This is a genomic window from Cellulosilyticum sp. ST5, assembly GCF_046529625.1.
Taxonomy (GTDB): Bacteria; Bacillota; Clostridia; order Lachnospirales; family Cellulosilyticaceae; genus Cellulosilyticum; species Cellulosilyticum lentocellum.
This window is the reverse complement of the sequence record NZ_CP132338.1, coordinates 2,909,210-2,929,061: the sequence shown is the minus strand read 5'-3', so window position 1 is coordinate 2,929,061 and position 19,852 is coordinate 2,909,210. Positions and strand designations below refer to the sequence as shown.

Annotated in this window: 17 protein-coding genes and 1 other annotated feature; of the genes, 16 read left to right on the top strand and 1 reads right to left on the bottom strand. The window is 34.7% G+C overall.

Annotation, left to right across the window (positions count from 1 at the left end; genetic code table 11):
• Positions 1–10: 10 nt before the first annotated feature.
• From QTL86_RS14455 to QTL86_RS14410, 10 genes are all read left to right on the top strand, one after another.
• Positions 11–1,198 (top strand): class I SAM-dependent methyltransferase, encoded by a 1,188-nt coding sequence (locus QTL86_RS14455; RefSeq protein WP_410495238.1) that lies wholly within the window; start codon positions 11–13, stop codon positions 1,196–1,198.
• 75 nt (positions 1,199–1,273) lie between these two features.
• Positions 1,274–1,816 (top strand): NADH peroxidase, encoded by a 543-nt coding sequence (locus QTL86_RS14450; RefSeq protein WP_127065648.1) that lies wholly within the window; start codon positions 1,274–1,276, stop codon positions 1,814–1,816.
• An 18-nt stretch (positions 1,817–1,834) separates the two neighbouring features.
• On the top strand, positions 1,835–2,158 hold the full coding sequence (locus QTL86_RS14445; RefSeq protein WP_127065649.1) for a DUF1540 domain-containing protein: 324 nt from the start codon (positions 1,835–1,837) through the stop codon (positions 2,156–2,158).
• 118 nt (positions 2,159–2,276) lie between these two features.
• Positions 2,277–2,831: a hypothetical protein gene (locus QTL86_RS14440; protein ID WP_410495237.1), complete on the top strand. Its 555-nt coding sequence runs from the start codon at positions 2,277–2,279 to the stop codon at positions 2,829–2,831.
• Between the two features lie 104 nt (positions 2,832–2,935).
• Positions 2,936–3,865 carry a dipeptidase gene (locus QTL86_RS14435; protein ID WP_410495236.1) on the top strand — a complete coding sequence of 310 codons (930 nt, stop codon included), beginning with the start codon at positions 2,936–2,938 and terminating at the stop codon, positions 3,863–3,865.
• 121 nt (positions 3,866–3,986) lie between these two features.
• Entirely contained in the window at positions 3,987–4,598 is a 612-nt protein-coding gene (locus tag QTL86_RS14430; RefSeq protein WP_127065652.1) for an HD-GYP domain-containing protein, read from the top strand.
• Positions 4,599–4,669: 71 nt separating this feature from the next.
• Positions 4,670–4,963, top strand: a binding site (T-box leader).
• 195 nt (positions 4,964–5,158) lie between these two features.
• On the top strand, positions 5,159–7,135 hold the full coding sequence (gene metG / locus QTL86_RS14425) for a methionine--tRNA ligase (RefSeq protein WP_410495235.1): 1,977 nt from the start codon (positions 5,159–5,161) through the stop codon (positions 7,133–7,135).
• A gap of 163 nt (positions 7,136–7,298) precedes the next feature.
• A complete protein-coding gene (locus tag QTL86_RS14420) occupies positions 7,299–8,963 on the top strand; it encodes a diguanylate cyclase (protein ID WP_410495234.1) in 1,665 nt (554 codons plus the stop codon).
• Between the two features lie 285 nt (positions 8,964–9,248).
• Complete coding sequence (locus QTL86_RS14415; RefSeq protein ID WP_410495233.1) at positions 9,249–10,370, top strand: CobW family GTP-binding protein; 1,122 nt, start codon at positions 9,249–9,251, stop codon at positions 10,368–10,370.
• Positions 10,371–10,389: 19 nt separating this feature from the next.
• Positions 10,390–11,325 carry a GTP-binding protein gene (locus QTL86_RS14410; protein WP_127065656.1) on the top strand — a complete coding sequence of 312 codons (936 nt, stop codon included), beginning with the start codon at positions 10,390–10,392 and terminating at the stop codon, positions 11,323–11,325.
• A gap of 81 nt (positions 11,326–11,406) precedes the next feature.
• Here the strand turns inward: QTL86_RS14410 and QTL86_RS14405 are convergent, their stop codons facing one another.
• Complete coding sequence (locus tag QTL86_RS14405; protein ID WP_410495232.1) at positions 11,407–11,751, bottom strand: PH domain-containing protein; 345 nt, start codon at positions 11,749–11,751, stop codon at positions 11,407–11,409.
• Between the two features lie 298 nt (positions 11,752–12,049).
• Here QTL86_RS14405 and QTL86_RS14400 point away from each other — a divergent pair, with 298 nt between their 5' ends.
• The 6 genes from QTL86_RS14400 to QTL86_RS14375 all read left to right on the top strand — a co-directional run bounded on the left by QTL86_RS14400 (position 12,050) and on the right by QTL86_RS14375 (position 19,673).
• Positions 12,050–13,417 (top strand): MATE family efflux transporter, encoded by a 1,368-nt coding sequence (locus QTL86_RS14400; RefSeq protein WP_410495231.1) that lies wholly within the window; start codon positions 12,050–12,052, stop codon positions 13,415–13,417.
• An 86-nt stretch (positions 13,418–13,503) separates the two neighbouring features.
• On the top strand, positions 13,504–14,079 hold the full coding sequence (locus tag QTL86_RS14395) for a cyclase family protein (protein WP_190283508.1): 576 nt from the start codon (positions 13,504–13,506) through the stop codon (positions 14,077–14,079).
• A 183-nt stretch (positions 14,080–14,262) separates the two neighbouring features.
• On the top strand, positions 14,263–15,933 hold the full coding sequence (locus tag QTL86_RS14390) for a phospholipid carrier-dependent glycosyltransferase (protein ID WP_410495230.1): 1,671 nt from the start codon (positions 14,263–14,265) through the stop codon (positions 15,931–15,933).
• A 176-nt stretch (positions 15,934–16,109) separates the two neighbouring features.
• Complete coding sequence (locus QTL86_RS14385; protein ID WP_410495229.1) at positions 16,110–16,706, top strand: 5' nucleotidase, NT5C type; 597 nt, start codon at positions 16,110–16,112, stop codon at positions 16,704–16,706.
• Between the two features lie 212 nt (positions 16,707–16,918).
• Positions 16,919–17,365, top strand: a complete 447-nt coding sequence (locus QTL86_RS14380) for a MarR family winged helix-turn-helix transcriptional regulator (RefSeq protein WP_243118646.1) — start codon at positions 16,919–16,921, stop codon at positions 17,363–17,365.
• Positions 17,334–19,673 (top strand): MFS transporter, encoded by a 2,340-nt coding sequence (locus tag QTL86_RS14375; RefSeq protein WP_410495228.1) that lies wholly within the window; start codon positions 17,334–17,336, stop codon positions 19,671–19,673. The genes QTL86_RS14380 and QTL86_RS14375 overlap by 32 nt, the downstream gene beginning before the upstream one ends.
• The last annotated feature ends 179 nt before the right edge of the window (positions 19,674–19,852 follow it).

The following is a 19,852-nucleotide window of genomic DNA, read 5'->3' as shown; positions in this document are numbered from 1 at the left end:
GAGTGATAAGATGAACATACAAGCAAAATTAATGGAGAAGTTCCTCAAAAGATTTGATGGGACTTCTTTTGACGTTCAGTTTGAAACAGGAGAAGAATTGCATATTGGGCAGATGCCAGCGAAGTTTAAAGTAATTATTCATGAACCTATAGCCTACAAGAAACTTATAAAGAGCACCTCGCTAGCTTTAGGGGAAGCTTATATGAATGGGGCTATTGAAGTAGAAGGGGATTTAATAGAGGCACTAGATGAACTTTTTAAATTCCAAAATCAATTTTCTACAGACTATAGTGCACTTAAAAAATTATTGCATACCTCAACCTCTGCGAAAAATCAAAAGAAGGAAGTTTGTTCGCATTATAATTTAGGAAATGACTTTTATAAACTTTGGTTGGATAAGTCTATGAGCTACTCTTGTGCCTATTTTAAAAACGAAACAGATACTTTAGAAGAAGCACAATATAATAAGGTACATCATATTTTGAGGAAACTTAATCTAAAACAAGGTATGAGTTTATTAGATATTGGGTGTGGTTGGGGGTATCTTTTAATTGAAGCTGCTAAGACCTATGGCATTAAAGGAGTAGGTATTACCCTAAGTGAGCAGCAGTATAAAGGTTTTAAAGAGAGAATAAAAGCAGAAGGTTTAGAGGATTACTTGCAAGTAGAATTAATGGATTATAGAGAACTACGTGTCTCAGACCTAAAATTTGACCGAGTTGTAAGTGTAGGAATGCTAGAACATGTAGGTAGAGAGAATTATGACTTGTTTTTCAAAAGCGTAGATGCTGTATTAAAACCAGAAGGTTTGTTCTTGTTACATTATATTAGTGCTTATGGAGAATATCCTGGTGATGCTTGGATTAAGAAATACATTTTTCCAGGAGGGGTAATACCTAGTTTAAGAGAGATTATTCATTTGTCAGCAGACTATAAATACTATGTACAAGATGTAGAAAGTTTAAGAAGGCACTATGTTAAGACCTTGCTTTCTTGGTATGAGCGCTTTGAAGCGCATTTACCTGAGGTAAGAAAGCTGTTTGATGAAAGGTTTATACGTATGTGGCAGATGTATTTATGTTCTTGTGCTGCCAGCTTTAATAACGGCGTTATTGACTTACATCAGATTTTATTTACTAAAGGGGTTAATAACCAATTACCAATGACTAGAGAATATTTATATACACGATACAAATAATTAGTTTTTAGCATAAAATATCCTTTTTTTCGCATAATAAACTTGTACATCATTAGGTAAGGAAAGGATGAGATAATGAAAAAATACGTTTGTACAGTATGTGGTTATATTTATGAAGGTGAAACACCACCAGAGAAATGCCCTATTTGTAATGTAGGTAGCGATAAGTTTGAAGAGATGAAAGGCAGCCTCCAATGGGCTGATGAACATCGCATTGGTGTAGCAGAGGGAGTAGATCCTCAAATTTTAGAAGGACTTCGTGCTAATTTTATGGGGGAATGTACAGAAGTAGGTATGTATCTTGCCATGAGTAGACAAGCTGATCGTGAAGGCTATCCAGAAGTAGCAGAAGCATACAAACGCATAGCTTATGAAGAAGCAAACCATGCGGCTAACTTTGCAGAAATGTTAGGTGAAGTGGTTAAAGCAGATACCAAAGCTAACCTTATGGCTAGAGTGGATGCAGAGTATGGTGCTTGTCAAGGAAAGAAAGAAATAGCAACTCTAGCAAAAGCACAAAATTTAGATGCCATCCATGATAGTGTACACGAAATGGCAAAAGATGAAGCACGACATGGCTGTGCTTTCAAAGGCTTACTCGACAGATATTTTAAATAGCATAAAGGAGGAAAAAGTATGCCTAAAATTCATTGTGGTGTTGATACCTGCTCTTATAATCAAGATAAAGTTTGCCGTGCTAGTATTATTAATGTTGGAGGCAAAGGCTCTACAGATAATGAAAGTACTTGTTGTGGAAGCTTCCTTAACCGTTTAGGTTATAGTGACTTGGCGCAATATACTGAAAATAGAGGAGATACAGATGCTATTCTTTGTAAAGTAGATACGTGCATTCATAATAGCAGTGAGCATTGTTCATTAAACGAGCTTCAAATAGGACCTTCAAAGGAAGAAGCAGAGATTTACACAGAAACAGATTGTCTTAGCTTTGAAAGAAGATAAATTTAAAATCTATCTAGGTATAGGGACTTAGATAGATTTTTTTATTGCCATTTTAGGAACCTATTCCCTCTTTTAGAAATAGAATAATATGAAAGTATTTTAAAAGAGGTATTAAAGCATGGACAAGAAAACAATTTCAATGCTAGGTTTAGGGGTTTTGGCAGTTAGTAGCTTAGTTAAAAACAATGAAAAATCATTAGTAGACATAAGAAATAACGAAGAGAGCAATAAAGAATTTACTGTGCCAGGCATCTTATTAGATGAATTTATAAGCAGACGTTATAAAATAAGTTTTAAATACCCTAGAAGCTGGAGTAAAAATCCTAGATATGAAGATAAATATGAAGGGCCTACAGGTTTTTTTGAAGTAAGTACTTTTTCAGGTATAGGTGAAGATATAGATGCAGCTGTTAAGCAACAAATTAATGAAACTTATCAACCCTATGGCTCTAATCCTACAGTGAGAAATTTTATTGTAGATGGGCAGCCTGCAAGAGTTATTTATCCATCTGCTGATCAGTCTGCTTTTTTTAAAGACAGAGATGCTGCATTAGTGGTACAATATAAGGAACCTATTACAATAGATGGGGTACCTTATAAGTATGTCGTAATCTGGACTAATAAGGAGTACATTCCCCTTATTATGAGTACCTTTAAATTTGTTAATGACTAAAATATTTCTAAAGAAAATAAGGGATTGCTGTGAGATGATGCAGCAGTCCTTTTAGTATGAGGAGTATAATAGGAATATAGGAGCTAATAAAGGGAGTGAAAAGAATGAAATATTTTGATTTACACTGTGATACAGCTACAGAATGTTTTGAAAAGCGTCTAGGACTTTACAGAAACAACTTGCAATTAAGTATAGAAAGAGGCTTGAATTTTGAAGAGTGGGTACAAGTTTATGCCATTTGGATGAATGACAACCTTAGAGGAGAAGTCGCATATGAGCATTTTTGTAAAGTGTATAGCTACTTATTATTAGAGCTACAAAAGAATGAAGCTGTGATGCAATTATGTACAAGTGGTAGAGAAATAAATGAAGCATTAGAAAAAGGGAAAAGGGTGGCCTTATTAGCTGTAGAAGGTTCTGCAGCACTTGGTGGTAAGCTAGAACATATAGAGGACCTTTATAATAAAGGGATTAGATTCATGACATTAACATGGAATGGCCGCTCTGAAGTAGCTGATGGGTGTATGCAAGAATCAGCAGGTGGCTTAACAGACTTTGGAAAAGCAGTAGTAAGTGAAATGAATAGATTAGGTATGATTATAGATGTGTCACATTTAGCAGAAAAGGGCTTTTGGGATGTAGTAAGCCATAGTGACCAACCATTTATTGCAACGCATTCTAATAGTAAGAAGGTATGTGATCATCCAAGAAATTTAAGTGATGAGGCTTTTAAGACAATTGTAGAAAGGAAGGGACTAGTGGGAATGAATTTTTACCCTACCTTTATTAATGGGACTACAGAAGCCAGTATAAAGGAATTACTACCTCATATCTCACATTTTCTAGAACTTGGTGGAGAGAATGTCATTGCCCTAGGCTCTGACTTTGATGGTGCTACTATGCCTATGGATTTACCTAATATTGAAAAAGTAGAGTGTTTTTACAATGAGCTGGTCAAAAATTACGGTAAGATTATAAGTGACAAAATATGTTTTAAAAATGCATTAAATTTCGCCAATATACTAAATAAATGATAAAAAACAAAAAATAACAATATAATTTACAGCATTGAAATTGACAATCTAAAAAAACCGTAATACACTTAAAAAAGATGCAATAAGCTAGCTATTAGACTGGATGAAAGAAGGAAATGACGTGAACACAAATATGCCGTCTTTACTAAATAACCAATTTGCTTATTATGATGTGATTGAAAGTATTGTTACGGCATTAGATGCCAAAGATACCTATACAGCTAATCATTCCAGAAGAGTAGGAGGAATGGCTGATTTATTATGCGATTATTTAGGTGAAAAAGATAGTGTAAAAGCAACGGTGCATATAGCAAGTCATATACATGATATTGGGAAAATAGGTATTCCTGATCATATTTTAAATAAGCCAGGTAAGCTAACTGAAGAAGAGTGGGAATGTATGAAACGTCATACTTCTATAGGAGCTAATATTTTGAAAAAATCGGAAGCACTTAAGCCATTAAGTGATGTCGTTCTTTATCATCATGAAAGATGGGATGGTAAAGGCTACTATGGCTTAGAAAAAGAAAATATTCCTTTAGAAGCTAGAATCATAGCGGTTTGTGATTCCATAGATGCTATGACTAGTAAAAGAGCTTATAGAGAAACTTTATCTATAGAATATTGCAAAAATGAAATACAATCTAATATAGGTAGGATGTATGATCCGCGAGTAGCTAGTGTGGCAGTAAAACATTTTGAACATCTATTGAGCTTAAAGGTAGTCAGCTAGCAATTGAATAGGTGAGAGATTATATATTGAAATATTGGGTAAACTATGATAAAATAACACAAGTTAAATAGTTAAACATAGTGAAGAGAAGAGTAGGTTTAAGGATCTTTTAAAGAGAGCTTCGGGAGCTGAGAAGAAGCAAGGAAAATTAAACTGAACATGGCCTCGGAATGGTGCACCGACGATCCTAGGATTTAGGCTGCAACAGGTTTCGCCTGTTATAGCGAAAGAGTATAACTCCAAATGACTTTTAAAGAAAAAAGAAATGAAAACCTTAAGAGTAGAGTGGAAGTACTTAATGAGACTTATATTGTAAGGTATAAGTGAAGTAGAGTGGTAACGCGTGTGATGACCTCGCCTCTATAACAGTTTGTTATGAGGACGAGGTTTTTTGATTGTTTTTAATGAAGGATTAGAATCTCATTTACTTAGGCGTTTCACTAAATTCCATTAAACAGTTCATTTTTGTAGTAGTAGTTAGTTTTTAAATGATAGATTAAAACTAAATAAATAAGAAAAACTACTATATAAAATAATCATATAAGAAAAGGAGCATTTAAATGAGTAAACCAACGTATTACATTACAACACCAATTTATTATCCAAGTAACAAGCTTCATATTGGACATTCCTACACAACAGTAGCAGCTGATGCTATGGCCAGATATAAACGTCTTCGTGGTTATGATGTCATGTTCTTAACAGGAACAGATGAACATGGGCAAAAAATCGAAAGAAGAGCAGCAGAAGATGGTGTTACTCCACAGGCGTTTGTGGATCATATCGTTGACTGGATTAAAGACTTGTGGAAAACAATGGACATTTCTTATGATAAATTTATCCGTACAACAGATAAAGAACATGAAGAAACAGTTCAAAAAATCTTTAAAAAGCTTTATGACAAAGGTGATATTTACAAAAGTGAATATGAAGGTCTTTACTGTACACCATGTGAAAGCTTCTTTACAGAACACCAATTAGTAGATGGCAAATGTCCAGACTGTGGTAGACCAGTAGAAAAAGTAAAGGAAGAATCTTATTTCTTTAAATTATCAGCTTACCAAGATAGACTCATTAAGCATATTGAAGAAAATCCTGATTTCATTCAACCAAATACAAGACAAAACGAAATGCTTAATAACTTCCTTCGCCCAGGTCTTGAAGATTTATGTGTATCTCGTACATCTTTTAAATGGGGTATTCCAGTAGAATTCGATCCAGGTCACGTGGTATATGTATGGCTGGATGCGTTATCAAACTACATCTCAGCACTTGGCTACCTTCAAGCTGATGACAGTAACTTTAAAAAGTTCTGGCCAGCAGATGTACACTTAGTAGGAAAAGAAATCGTTCGTTTCCATACTATTATTTGGCCAGCAATGCTTATGGCATTAGATTTACCACTTCCAAAACAAATCTTTGGTCACGGTTGGTTAGTTATTAACGGTGGGAAAATGAGTAAATCACAAGGGACAGTAGTAGATCCTAGTGTACTCGTAGGTCGTTATGGTAGCGATGCAATCCGTTATTTCTTACTTCGTGAGATTGCCTTTGGTCAAGATGGTAACTTCTCTAATGAAGCCCTTATTTCAAGAATCAACTCAGACCTTGCTAATGACCTTGGTAACTTAACATCAAGAACAGTAGCGATGATCGAAAAATACTTTGGCACACTACCAGAGCTGCAAGAAAGTAATGAATTTGACGTGGATGTACAAAAGGTTGTTAAAGAGCAAATTGCTAAAATGGAAAGCAGTATGGAAAAACTTTTCTTCAACAATGCCCTTGAAGACATTTGGGTAATCATTAGAAGAATGAATAAATATATTGATGAAACAATGCCTTGGGTACTTGCAAAAGATGAAGCTAACCATGCTAAACTTGCAGGTGTACTTTATACTCTTTCAGAAGTGATTCGTATTGTCAGCATTATGATTGAACCCTTTATGCCACAAACACCAGAAAAAATCTGGGCACAATTTGGCATTGTAAGAGGCGAATTAACAGCTTGGGATTCTATTCATAACTTTGGAGCACTTTCAAGAACTGTAGCAGCTAAAAAAGGTGAAAATATGTTCCCTCGTATTGATAAAGAAAAGGAACTTGCCATTCTTGAAGCAGAAGCACCAACAGCTGAGCAAAAAGAAGAAGCAAAAGCTAAAGACAGCAAAAAAGCAGAAGTTAAAAAAGAAGAAAAGATAGAAGAAGTAGCAGAAATCACGATTGATGACTTTGCAAAGGTTGAGCTTAAAATTGGTGAAGTAATCGAATGTGAGAAAGTACCAAAAGCTGATAAACTTCTTGTATCTAAGATTAAAATAGGTGACGAAGTAAGACAAATCGTATCAGGTATTGCCGCTTATTATTCACCAGAAGAGTTCGTAGGTAAAAAGGTAGTGGTTGTAACGAACCTTAAACCAGTTAAACTTCGTGGCATCCTTTCACAAGGTATGGTACTTTGTGCATCAGATGATAACGGTAACTTAGTTGCAGTAGGCCCTCTTGGTGAAATGGTAAGTGGAGCAGTAGTAAAATAAATGATAGTAAATCCCCTGTAAGTCAGATACTCAAAAGAGTATGGGTCTTACAGGGGATTTTTTTAGAACGAAGATAAATTATTTGTTAGAAATAATTTAAAATTAATAATTATTAAATATTTATCTGCTATAATAAGACTAGAACAAGTCTGGAGGCACGACAATGGAGCGTATTTTAATTATTGATGATAGCGTGGCAAATATAAAAATTTTAAGTAATATATTGGCTAAAGATTATAAGGTTTCTATTTGTAAAAATGGAAAAGAAGGTATAAAACAGGCAATTGAGCAAGCACCCATTTTAATTTTATTAGATATTATTATGCCAGAGATGGATGGCTTTGAAGTGATTAAGAAATTAAAATCAATAGATAGTACGAAAGACATCCCCGTTATTTTCATTACGAGCCTTACAGATGATGAAAGCGAAGAAAGAGGTTTTAGCCTAGGGGCAGTTGATTATATTATAAAACCCTTTAATCCTATTATTGTAAAAGCTAGAGTTAAAGCCCATAGTGACCTTTATCTATATCGTAAAGAAATAGAGAATTTGGCTATGCTAGATGGACTAACAGGGATAGGTAATAGACGAAGTTATGATAGACACACAGATATTGAGTGGAAGAAGGCAATAAGTAAGCAATATGCTTTTACAGCCATGCTTTTGGATGTCGATTACTTTAAACAATATAATGATTATTATGGACACCTTAAAGGAGATGAAGTTCTTAAAAATATTGCTAGAACTGTTAGCAAAAATCTTCCTAATAAAAGTGATTATGTTTGTAGATATAGTGGAGAGAAGTTTATTGTTATTTTACTAGGAACGGAAAAAGAAGAGGCATTAATAATAGCAGAAAAGCTTAGGCAAGCAGTAGAAAATCTGAATATACCTCATAGTCAATCAACTATTGCTAAGAAAGTGACTGTAAGTATAGGTGGGATGACTAAGTCACCCAAAGAAGGTGAGGTACTTGATGATCTCATTGATATAGTTGATAGACATTTATATTGGGCTAAGGGAATGGGGAAAAATAGGGTTGTTTGGGAATATAATAGGGCTAAAGATCATTCTATTATAGAAATTTCTATGCTAGGGGATTTTAAGATTGCTATTGGTGATAAAAGCATTACCTCAACTATGAATCGTTCAAAAAAAATGTGGCTTATGTTACAGTACCTTATTGTGTTTAAGGATAAAGAGATTACTCAACAAGAATTAATCGAAGTACTTTGGCCAGGAGAAGAGGTTGAAAAACCTAACTATGCGCTTAAAACTTTATCGTATCGTTTAAGAGAAACACTGCAAAAGCTACAGGTTCCCTATGCTAGAGAATTAATTGTACAAAGTGGTGGTACTTATCATTGGAATAAAGGGTATATTTGCCGTATTGATTGCAATGAGTTCGAGAGACTATGTAAAAAAGCAGATAAAGAAGAAATCACAAAAGTGCAAAGACTGATTCTTTATAAAAAGGCCTTAAAGCTTTATAAAGGGGACTTTTTACAAGGGACTGTACCAGAGCAATGGATGTTTTCTACTCAGACCTATTATCATAGTTTATATATAAAAGCTTTACACAGCACTCTAAAGATTTTGCAAGAGCAAGAAAAATATGAGGAGATTCATTCTATTTGTCGTAGTGTTTTACAAAAAGAACAATTTGACGAAGAAATTTATTATTACTTTATTGATATGCTTATTAAAATTGGCAAGCCCCAAGAAGCCTTGAAAGCCTATAAGCATATTAAAGCAATGCTACATAAAGAGTTTGGAACCCAACCTTATGAAAAGCTTACTGAACTTTACAATGAAATAAATCAATAAAAAGGTGGATTCAATCCACCTTTTTATTGATTATGGCTGCTATTTCTATAAGAGTTGTTTGTGCTTGGTTAAAATCGTAATTCTCCTATTATGAGTTCCTTAACAAACATCTTCGTAAAAATCATATATAAACATAAGCATATGATAAAGAATTTATCCGAGAATTAGTATGTTTATTTCTGATTAATGTATAAAAATATTTGATATACCCATAATTAAGTCATATAATTGAAATGCATGTGAACTAGGTCATAGATATTTTGATAAGATAGGGAGGTTATACACATGACAAAAATAGATATTATATCAGGCTTTTTGGGAGCAGGGAAAACAACGCTTATTAAAAAACTCATTAAAGAAGGCTTTAAGGGTGAGAAGCTTGTGCTTATAGAGAATGAATTTGGTGAGATTGGTATAGATGGTGGATTTTTAAAAGAAGGGGGTGTAGAGATTACAGAAATGAACTCCGGATGTATTTGCTGTTCATTAGTAGGGGATTTTGGCACTGCATTAAAAGAGGTATTAGAAAAGTATAATCCAGACAGAGTTATTATTGAACCATCTGGAGTAGGTAAACTTTCAGATGTCATTAAAGCTGTTAAACAAGTGGCATTAGGAAATGAAGTAAGTCTTAATTGCAAGGTAGCAGTAGTGGATGCCCTAAAATGTAAGATGTACATGAAGAATTTTGGCGAATTCTTTAATAACCAAATAGAAAGTGCTAGTACTATTATTTTAAGTCGTAGCCAAAACTGCTCAGAAGAAAAATTGCATGAAACTGTTAAGCTTATTAAAACGCGTAATGCAGAAGCTGCGATTGTAACTACTGCTTGGGAAGAGATTACAGGTGATAAGTTATTAGCTGTTATGGAAAGTGGCAATTATTTAGAAAGGGAGTTATTAGAAGAGGAAGAGATATGTCCACATTGTGGAGGGCATCATCATGAACATGATCACCATGAAGATAAACATCATCATGAACATCATGACGAAGAAGGACATGATCATGATGAGCATTGTGACTGTAAGCATCATGCTGAAAGTGAGAAGGAGGAACATCATCATAAACATGATGAAAGCTGTAGTTGTGGGCATGATTACCATCATGAACACGGGCATCATCATGCAGATGAGGTATTCACTAGTTGGGGAATGGAAACACCACGACGTTTTGATAAAGAGGAAATAAGAACTATTTTAGAAAAGCTAGCTCATACAGAGACATATGGTGTTATCTTACGAGCCAAAGGTATTTTGCAAGACAAAGAGGGGAATTGGTTCTGTTTTGATATGGTGCCGGGAGAGTATGAAATAAGGGAAGAAGCAGCAGATTATACAGGCCGCTTATGTATAATAGGTACAAAGCTAGATGAAGCAGGACTTAAAGAATTACTAGGAGAATACTGAGAGAAAGAGAGAAGATCATATGAGAATTCCAATATTTTTATTTAATGGCTTGCTAGAAGCGGGGAAAACGGCTTTTATTGAAAGTCTTTTAGAAAAGCCAGCTTTCGCTGATGGGAAAAATACACTTGTTATTTGCTGCGAAGAAGGCGTGGAGGAGTACAATAAAGCACTATTTCAAAAGAATCATATTACCCTAATTAACCTTGAAGAGGAAGAAGCATTTACAAGTGAATTATTGGAAGAGTTAGCAAACACTTATGAGCCACAGCGTGTTGTTATTGAATTTAATGGGATGTGGAATTTAGAAAGTGCCTTTGATGTAACCTTACCGGAAAACTGGTTTTTATATCAAAGCTTGGTTCTAGTTAATGGAGAAACCTTTGAGCTTTACATGAATAATATGAGATCACTGATGATAGAACATTTTAAAATAGCAGACCTGGTTATTATTAATCGCTGCTTACCTACAACTAATCTAGCATTATTAAGAGGTGCTGTGAAATCTATTAATGGGCAAGCAAGGTTATTCACTAGTTCTAAAGATTTTGTAATGGAGCCCATTGAGGAAGAATTACCCTATGATTTAAGTGCAGAATTAATCGATGTTGCAAAAGAACACTATGGGACTTGGTATATTGATTTGTGGGATCATCCTGAACATTACATGAGGAAAAAGATAAAGGTAAGAGGCTTATTTTTTCAGCAGCCCACAGATCCAAAGGACTGCTTTAACTTTGGCCGATTTGCCATGCCATGCTGTGAGGATGATATTGCATTTATGGGATTATATTGTAAAAATATTGGGAAACCACGTTTTCAAAATAAGGATAGTATAGAAATACTAGGTGAAATCCGTTGGGAACCAGCTGAAGTATATGAAGGTGATGGACCAATATTTTATGTAAAAAGTATAGTGAAAGCAGAAGAACAACAAGAAGATATGGTAGCCTTTTAAAATAAGAAGTTTAGTTTCAATAGAAAATAAGGTGCCAAGTTGCATATTTGTACTTGGCACCTTATTTTGATTTAAGAAGTTTTAATCACATACATAGAAGGTAAGGAGTTTTTCAATTTCTATAAAGTCACAACCCTTAGAAAACTTAAGTATAAATTCTTCGTTATGAACAATAAGCTTAATCTCTATATCTCTGTCTAGGATACCGTCATCTTCAATCATATAATGAGAAATACTACGATAAGGAATAGATACCTTTCCTTTTTTAGTAGAGAAGGCGTTCTTATCAAAGAAAATAATACGTTTATTAGTAAAACACATTTCGTCTACTACTAAACGATAAACGGCTTCAATTTCTTCACCTTCTGTTAAAAAACGTTCAAAATACTTAGTGTTAGTAGATTTGGTACCTCCAAAAATTCCCATACGTATACCTCCTGTTTTCTTAAATAGTTACGCAAACTTTTAAGTACAGTATAGCACGTGAAGTCATTAGTTTATAGGGGAAAAAAGGAAAACTGGAAATAATATCTAGATCCTATTAACATAAAAATTTCAATTAGCTATTGACATTTATTCGCTTTTATATGAAAATGTACTCTGGTTAAAACAAAGCAGTATTAAATGAAAAGTGATAACACATAAAAAAAGAGCAGATGGGCGGCTAACAACCCATTTGCTCTTTTTGCTTTTTAGTAAACTGATTTATAGAAAGGGGAGCGATATGAAAAAGATATTTAAGGATAAGGTATTTCTAAGTACAATGCTTACTTTAGCAGTACCTATTACACTTCAAAGCTTTGTGACCTCATCCCTTAATTTAGTGGATACTATGATGGTAGGAAGCTTACAAGAGACAGCTATTTCTGCAGTAGGACTCGCTAATCAATATATGTTTATTTTTACGCTTTGCATATTAGGGATTAATGCTGGAGCCAGTGTATTTATGGCTCAATATTGGGGAAAGAAAGATTTACAGGGAATTAAGACCTTTCTAGGGATAGATTTAACTGTAGGTTTTGTAGCTGCTAGCTTATTTGCTATAATGGCATTCTTCTTTCCAGAAGTGATTATGGATATTATGTCAGATGATGCAGCAGTTGTCGCCTTAGGCGTTAACTATTTAAAGATTGTAGCCGTTAGTTGTTTATTTATGAATTTTACCCAAGCCTATTCTTCTGCATTAAGGAGTACAGGTCAAACAAAATTACCTATGTTTGCAAGCTTAATAGGAGTAGGTGTAAATATTATTTTAAACTGGGTTTTCATCTTCGGAAAGCTTGGTGCACCTGCGATGGGAGTAGAGGGAGCGGCATTAGCAACAATGTTAGCACGTTTAGTGGAGGTTGTTTTTATAGTAAGTATTGTTTACTTTACTAAAAATAAAGTAGCAGCCAAACTAAAAGAATTATATAGCTTTAGTTTAAAAACAGTAGGTGTTTATTTTAAAACATCATGGTCTGTTATTACTAATGAACTTGTTTTTTCAGTAGGCTCAGCAGCTTATTCAGTAGCTTATGCTAAAATAAGTACTAATGCTTCTGCTACCATGCAAATTTCTAGCACGCTTATCAATATGTTTTTTATTTTTCTTACGGGAGTAGGAACAGCGGCAGCCATTATGATAGGGAATAAAATCGGTGCAGAAGAAGAAGCGGTTGCTAAAGATTATGCACATAAAGTAGCTAAGCTAACACCAGTTATAGGGATTATATTAGGTATTGGTATATGGATCTCGGCCCCAACAATCCTGAGATGGTTTAACATTCAGCCAGAGACCTATAAAGCAGCTATACTGGTTTTAAGAACTATGGCTATCTTTATGCCACTGCGTTCGTTTAATGCCATTATGATTATCGGTGTATTTAGAGGAGGCGGAGACACCACTTACTCCATGCTAGTACAAGCCGGTACGATTTGGCTTTATTCAGTACCATTGGCGTTTATAGGCGCACTCGCACTCAAGTGGCCTGTTTATAGCGTATTTTTCCTTGTTTGCACAGAGGAAATGATTAAGGTCCCATTTGAATATTTCAGATTACGTTCTAATAAGTGGATTAAAAATCTAGTACATGAAAAGCATCTCTCATAGAGATGCTTTTTCTATGGTGTGACATAGACAGAAAATGGAAAAATCGGTATAATGATGATAAGGACAATAAAAGAGGGGGACATGATGTGAGGTATATTGATTTAACATTACAGGTAAAGAAAAGTAATCGTGTTTATAAACAAGCAGAAGTTCAGTTAAAGAAACATATTGTAATGGGCCATGTAGGTACTCATTTTGATATATATGGAGAAGTACAATTACCACTAGAATATATGCAAACTAGAGGCGTATTATTTGATGTGAGTCATATTAAAGATAGGGAAATAACCATTGATGATGTAGATTTAGATTATGTGAAACCAGGAGACTTTGTCATGTTCCGCACAGGTTCTATTGAAAGGCATCCTTATGGTAGTGGTTTATATTTTAGTAGCAGCACCCAATTTTCTTGGGAGCTTATTCAAGAATTGGCTATGGAACGTGTTAAATTTGTAGGGATTGATGCACCGGATTTAAGAAAAGGAAAGGATCATGTAGAAGCAGACAAGCTTTTCTTAAAGTATGGCACTTTTGTCATTGAGAATTTAACTAATTTAAGTGCCATTGAACCTCAGTCAGTATGTAAGATGCTCACTATGTGGCATGAAGATCCAGAGGCAACAGGGATTAAATGTAGGGTAGTAGCTGTGCAACCAGAATAAATTTAAACTCTACCTTTAATAAAGTTAGAATATGGGGTATAATTTGCATAATGGAGTATGCTTAATGATTTACTTTAAGGTGAATAAAGAGTGAATAGGAACATTAGGCGCAGGAATATCAGATGATAAGGAGGATTTAGTAGCGCTTAGATAGGAGGCTACTAAAGAAGAAAAATGATTTTTATGCCTAAAAAAGAATATAATTTGACCTTGAAGGATAGCTTTTGGATGCTTTGTATTGTGCTGATATATGGTGTTTTATCCTTTTTTAATTTAGGAAGCATGGAGAATCCACAAAGCTTTTGGGGACCTGAAGAAAATAATGCTCGTATTGTAGTAGATTTAGGAGATCAGGTTCATGTAAGTAAGATAAGACATTATAGTGGTGCCCGCTTTGGTAAATTTAAACTTTATACATCAGAAGATAATGTAGGTTATGAATTTCTAAGTGATTTAGAACAAAAACGGGTTTTTGCTTGGGAAGATTTAGAAATAGATGCAGATATACGTTATTTAGCCATTGAAGCAGAAGCACCTTACGGTATTATTGGAGAAATAGCTTTGTATAATGAAGCAGGCCAGGTATTACCGGTGACAGCCCTAGAGGGAGCAGAAGCAGTTGTTGATGAAGCAAAGGTAGTTCCAGGAGAAATTAGTTATTTGAACTCTACGTATTTCGATGAGATTTATCATGGACGTACAGCTTATGAGTTTGTTCATGGTATGGACATTTATGAATGGACCCATCCGCAATTAGGCAAGTTAATCATGAGTATTCCTATTAAATATTTAGGTATGAATCCATTTGCTTATAGATTGATGGGAAATATAGCAGGTTTGTTGATGTTACTTGTTATCTATGTATTTGCTAAAAGACTTTTTGGATCTACTAAATACGCAGCTTTAGCCATGATTCTTTTTGCAGCAGATGGGATGCATTTTGTACAGACGAGGATTGGGACAGTGGATAGCTTCCTTGTATTGTTTATTCTTTTGTCCTATTTATTTATGTACCAATATATTTCGTGTAAGACAGAAGGTTCTTTAGGTAAGAAACTACTCCAATTATTTGGTTCAGGGATATTCCTAGGGATGGCCATGGCTACTAAGTGGAATGGTGCTTATGCAGCTATAGGCCTAGCCGTTATTTTCTTTGTAGATTTATTTATACGTTCAAAGTCGGCTACAAGCTATGGAAATTGGAGGAGCCAAAGTAAGAAAATCGTATTAAGTTGCTTTATTTTCTTTGGTGTAGTTCCGATTACAATTTACGTGGTTTCATTTATTCCTTATTACTTGATTAGCGGGCAAGATAGCTTTGTACAGTTTCTGTGTAATGAACAAGTAAGAATGTACGAGTATCACTCACAACTTAATGCAACACACCCCTTTAGTTCACCATGGTATTTTTGGCCGATTGGTTATAAGCCAGTATGGTATTATGATGGTCAGGTAGCAGAGGGGATGGTGTCTAGTATAGCCCTTTTTAGTAATCCGTTCATTTGGTGGACAGGGATTGTAGCTATGATTTACGCTGTTAAAGAAATGATTCTAGAGAGAAGTAAGCAATATAGCTTTTTAGTAGCTGCTATATTAGCGGTATATGTACCTTATATGCTTGTACCTCGCATTATGTATTTATACCACTACTTCCCAGTCGTACCTCTGATGATTTTAGCTTTAGTAGGACTTATTAAGACTTTAGATGAAGCCAGTAAAAAACCTATTTATCTATGGTATGGTATTATAGCAGTACTTGTGTTTGCATTTTGCTATCCTATTTATTCAGGCTTTTTAATTCCAGAGAAGTATGCTGAGTGGATTAGTTTAGGTGGTATGTGGCATATTTATTAGAAGGAAAGGGCGTTGCATAGTCAATGCCCTTTTAGTGTTAAATGAAGTAAAGCTTTACATATAAGAATATTTTTTATGAGAAGCACTAAAAACTAGGAACTAAAATAAAGATTGTATAATAAAATGATAATAAATTCGCTTATAAAATAAGAGGACAATAATAAGGAGGAGACACCGTGGAAAAGAAAAAAGTGACATTACTAATAGACCAAGATGATGTATTAGCAGAATACATCAAGGGCGTTACAGAGGCCTATAATAAGAAATACAAGACAGACATAAGCCCAGAAGAGTGTAATAATTGGAATCTGCATACAGTGTTTGGTGAAGAAGTAGAAACGGTGATGCATGAACCAGAGCTATTTAGGCACTTAGAGCCAACACCAGACGCATTAGAGGTATTTACAAGATTATATCATAGTGGTTTATTTGAAATGTACATTGTAACAGCAGCGCAATCCTGCAGTGTAGAAGCTAAGCACGAATGGATTAAGGAACATCTACCTTTCTTCCCAGAAGAACGTGTCATTGTCTGTAGAAGAAAGTACATGATTAAAGGAGACTATCTTTTAGATGATGGTATGCATAATATAGAAGACTTTGCTAAGGCAGGTGGAACACCTATCGTTTTCGAAAGGTCTCATAACAAGACTGCCCCAGGTAACTATAGACGTGTTACTAATTGGAAAAATTTTGAACGAATGATTATAGAACTATGCTACCCAGAGCTTATGGAGCGTTATTTTGATGAGGAAGCTTTGGAAGTAGTATAAGCCATGAATAAATAATAATGATGATAAAACCTTTAAGGCAAGCAAAGACAGAAGTCTAGCTTGCCTTTTCTTTTGGTTTGTAAATTCTTAACGACAAATTAATATATTCAAAATATATTGACAATTTTTCGGGAGGTGCTAATATAAAAGTTGCCAAGACAACAGTTGTTTTGACAACTATAAAAATGAGTTACCAATGGGAGGTTTTTAAGATGCTCATGAACGATCTGTCTATTATTGTTAGACATTCCAATGCTTTTTTAATAAGAAAGCTTCAAAAGTATGGCGTGGGGTGCGCAGAACATGTGGTATTGACGTTTTTAGCTAAAAACAATGGTGTTAATCAAGAAAGCATTGCTCAGTTTTATAAACTGGATAAAGGAGCTGTAGCAAAAACCTTAGGAAAGCTAGAAGAAAAAGGATATATTATCAGAAAGGTGAATGAAGAAAATCAAAGAGAAAAAATCATTACTTTAAGTGAAAGCGGCAAGGAGATTATCACTGAAATGGAACAGCTTCTAAAAGAATTTAATGCTGCTATTTTTGAAGGAATGAGTGTAGAAGAGATAAAGACGGTTGAAAAATTAGTAGGAACTATTTCAAAGAACGTACTTAATCATTTAAAAGATGGAGATGATGTTAATGACCAATGTCATTAAAAAACCTAATTTGGTTCTAATTACAATTATATATTTGGCAGGCATATTTATGGGAGCTATTGATACTGGAATTGTAACACCAGCTAGGACTATTATTCAAAGTAACCTAGGTGTTGATGGGCAAACAGGAATATGGATGATTACCATTTATACGCTTGCTTATGCAGCCAGTATTCCGATTATGGGAAAGTTTGCGGATAAGTTTGGTAGAAAGTATGTTTATCTATTAAGCGTAACGCTTTTTGGTACGGGTTCACTTTTATGTGGTCTTTCACAAGAGGTAGGTAGCTTTAGTATGCTACTGATTGCTAGAGCAATTCAAGCTATTGGTGGAGGTGGCATTGTACCAGTGGCTACAGCAGAGTTTGGCACCAGTTATCCGCCGGAAAAGCGTGGGATGGCTTTAGGTATGGTAGGAGGCGTTTATGGTATTGCCAATATTTTTGGTGCCTCTGCAGGAAGTGCCATCTTAGATTTGTTTGGGCAAAATAATTGGCAATTTATTTTCTATGTGAATATACCGATTACTTTATTTATTATTTTAGCAGGTATTTTTGTTTTACCTCGTAGTGAAAGAAGAGATACCAAGAAGGTCGATGGCTTAGGGATACTCACCCTTACAGTAATGGTGCTGTCATTACTCTATGGACTTAAAAATATTGATTTCTTCGAGTTTTTAAATAGTATGAAATCAACAGATGTCTATCCATACTTACTTATTTTCATTTTATTATTACCTGTATTTGTGCTCATAGAGAAAAAAGCAGCAGACCCAGTTATGAATTTAAAATACTTTACTAATGAAAATATCGTGGTCACCTTAATTATTTCTTTTATTAGTGGGGTTGTCATGATGGGAATGATTTTCGTACCTCAATTTTCAGAGAATGTACTTAAGATTAAAACAGGTAGTGGTGGCTACTTGGTTATCATTTTAGGACTATTTGCAGGGGTTGCGGCTCCTGTATCCGGAAAGCTTATTGATAAGTTTGGAGCGAAACTTATTTTAGCACTTGGCTTTATTATTTCCATAGTAGGATCAGTATTCCTTGTATTTGTAACAACTTACTATCCTAATATGTTAACAGTTGTAATAGGCTTGGTATTTACGGGACTTGGTATTGGCTTTACTATGGGAACGCCAATTAACTATATGATGATGGCTAATACAGATGAAGCAGAATCTAATTCTGCACTTGCAACAGTTTCTTTAGTGCGTTCTATAGGAACGGCTATTGCCCCTACAATTATGGTAGGTTTCATTGCAGCCGCTGGAGGGAATATTCAAAGCAATGTGATGAACCTTTTACCACAAGAGCTAACAGTACCAGACTTACCTTATGAGAAGGAAATCACAGATACTTTTAATACACTTAAAGAAAATCCTCAAATGGCAGAAAAGTTAAAAGATATTATTATTCCAGATTTAACAGCTATGCAAACGGTTAAAATTGACTTTAATGGAAGCTCAGATTTTGAGATGCCAGAGGACCTAGAGAATCTAATGAAGGATTCAGATGTGACGACTATCGTAGAAAATAGTAAAACACTTTCTAGCCGTATGTTTGACATGATGACGCCTAATGTGATCGCTTCTATCGAAGCAGGAATAGATCAAGGGATCGCAGGTATTAATGCCGGAATACCTGAATTAGAAAAACAAAAGGAAAAATTAAATGAGGGTTACACAGGTCTTAGTCAAGGCATTATGGGAATGGAAGCAGGTATCAAAGAACAAAAAGCAGTACTTACTCAATTACAAAGTATTTTAGAGATGATGAGTAAACAAGGTGCTAATAATACCCTACCTTCAGGCATGAGCTTAGCGGACCTTCTGCCAGTAGCTGTAAAGAAGCAAATGCCAGTAGCAGTCCTTGAGGAGCTAGAAGAAGTTAAATCATTAGAACAACTCAAAGCTAAAGAAGAAGGATTGACAAAAGCTATAGCAAATCTAGAGACAGAATTAGAAAAAAGTAAGAAGGGTCAAGAAGGAATGAAAGCAGGTCTAAGAGGTATTGAGACTGCCGAGGAGCAGATGAATGATATGGTTACGAAGATGAATAGCTTAAAAGCTGCCATTCCAGATAGCTTTGCTAAAGCAAAAGATAATTATTTAAAAGCCATTGATGATAAAAAGGTGGTTTTAGAAGAAAGCTTTCAAATAACTTTAAATGTTGGTTTCCAAAGGGTTTATTTAACATCAGCTATTGCTGCAGCACTTGCTATTGTATTTTTGGCTTTCTATAGTAATAAAAGAACTGATTATAAAACAGAAGTATTAGAAAAGGAAAATGCATCAGTTCAATAAGAAGAATAACAAAGATACCTGTGTTAGGCATGATAACAACAGGTATCTTTTGTTATTTTGAACAAAAAAGTATGAGTTTCTTCTATATAATAGTGAATGGAAATAAGGAGAGATTAAATAACCATTTAGATGGACAGGATGTATGCTTAAGAAAAAGGCCTACCCTTGTGATTTTGACA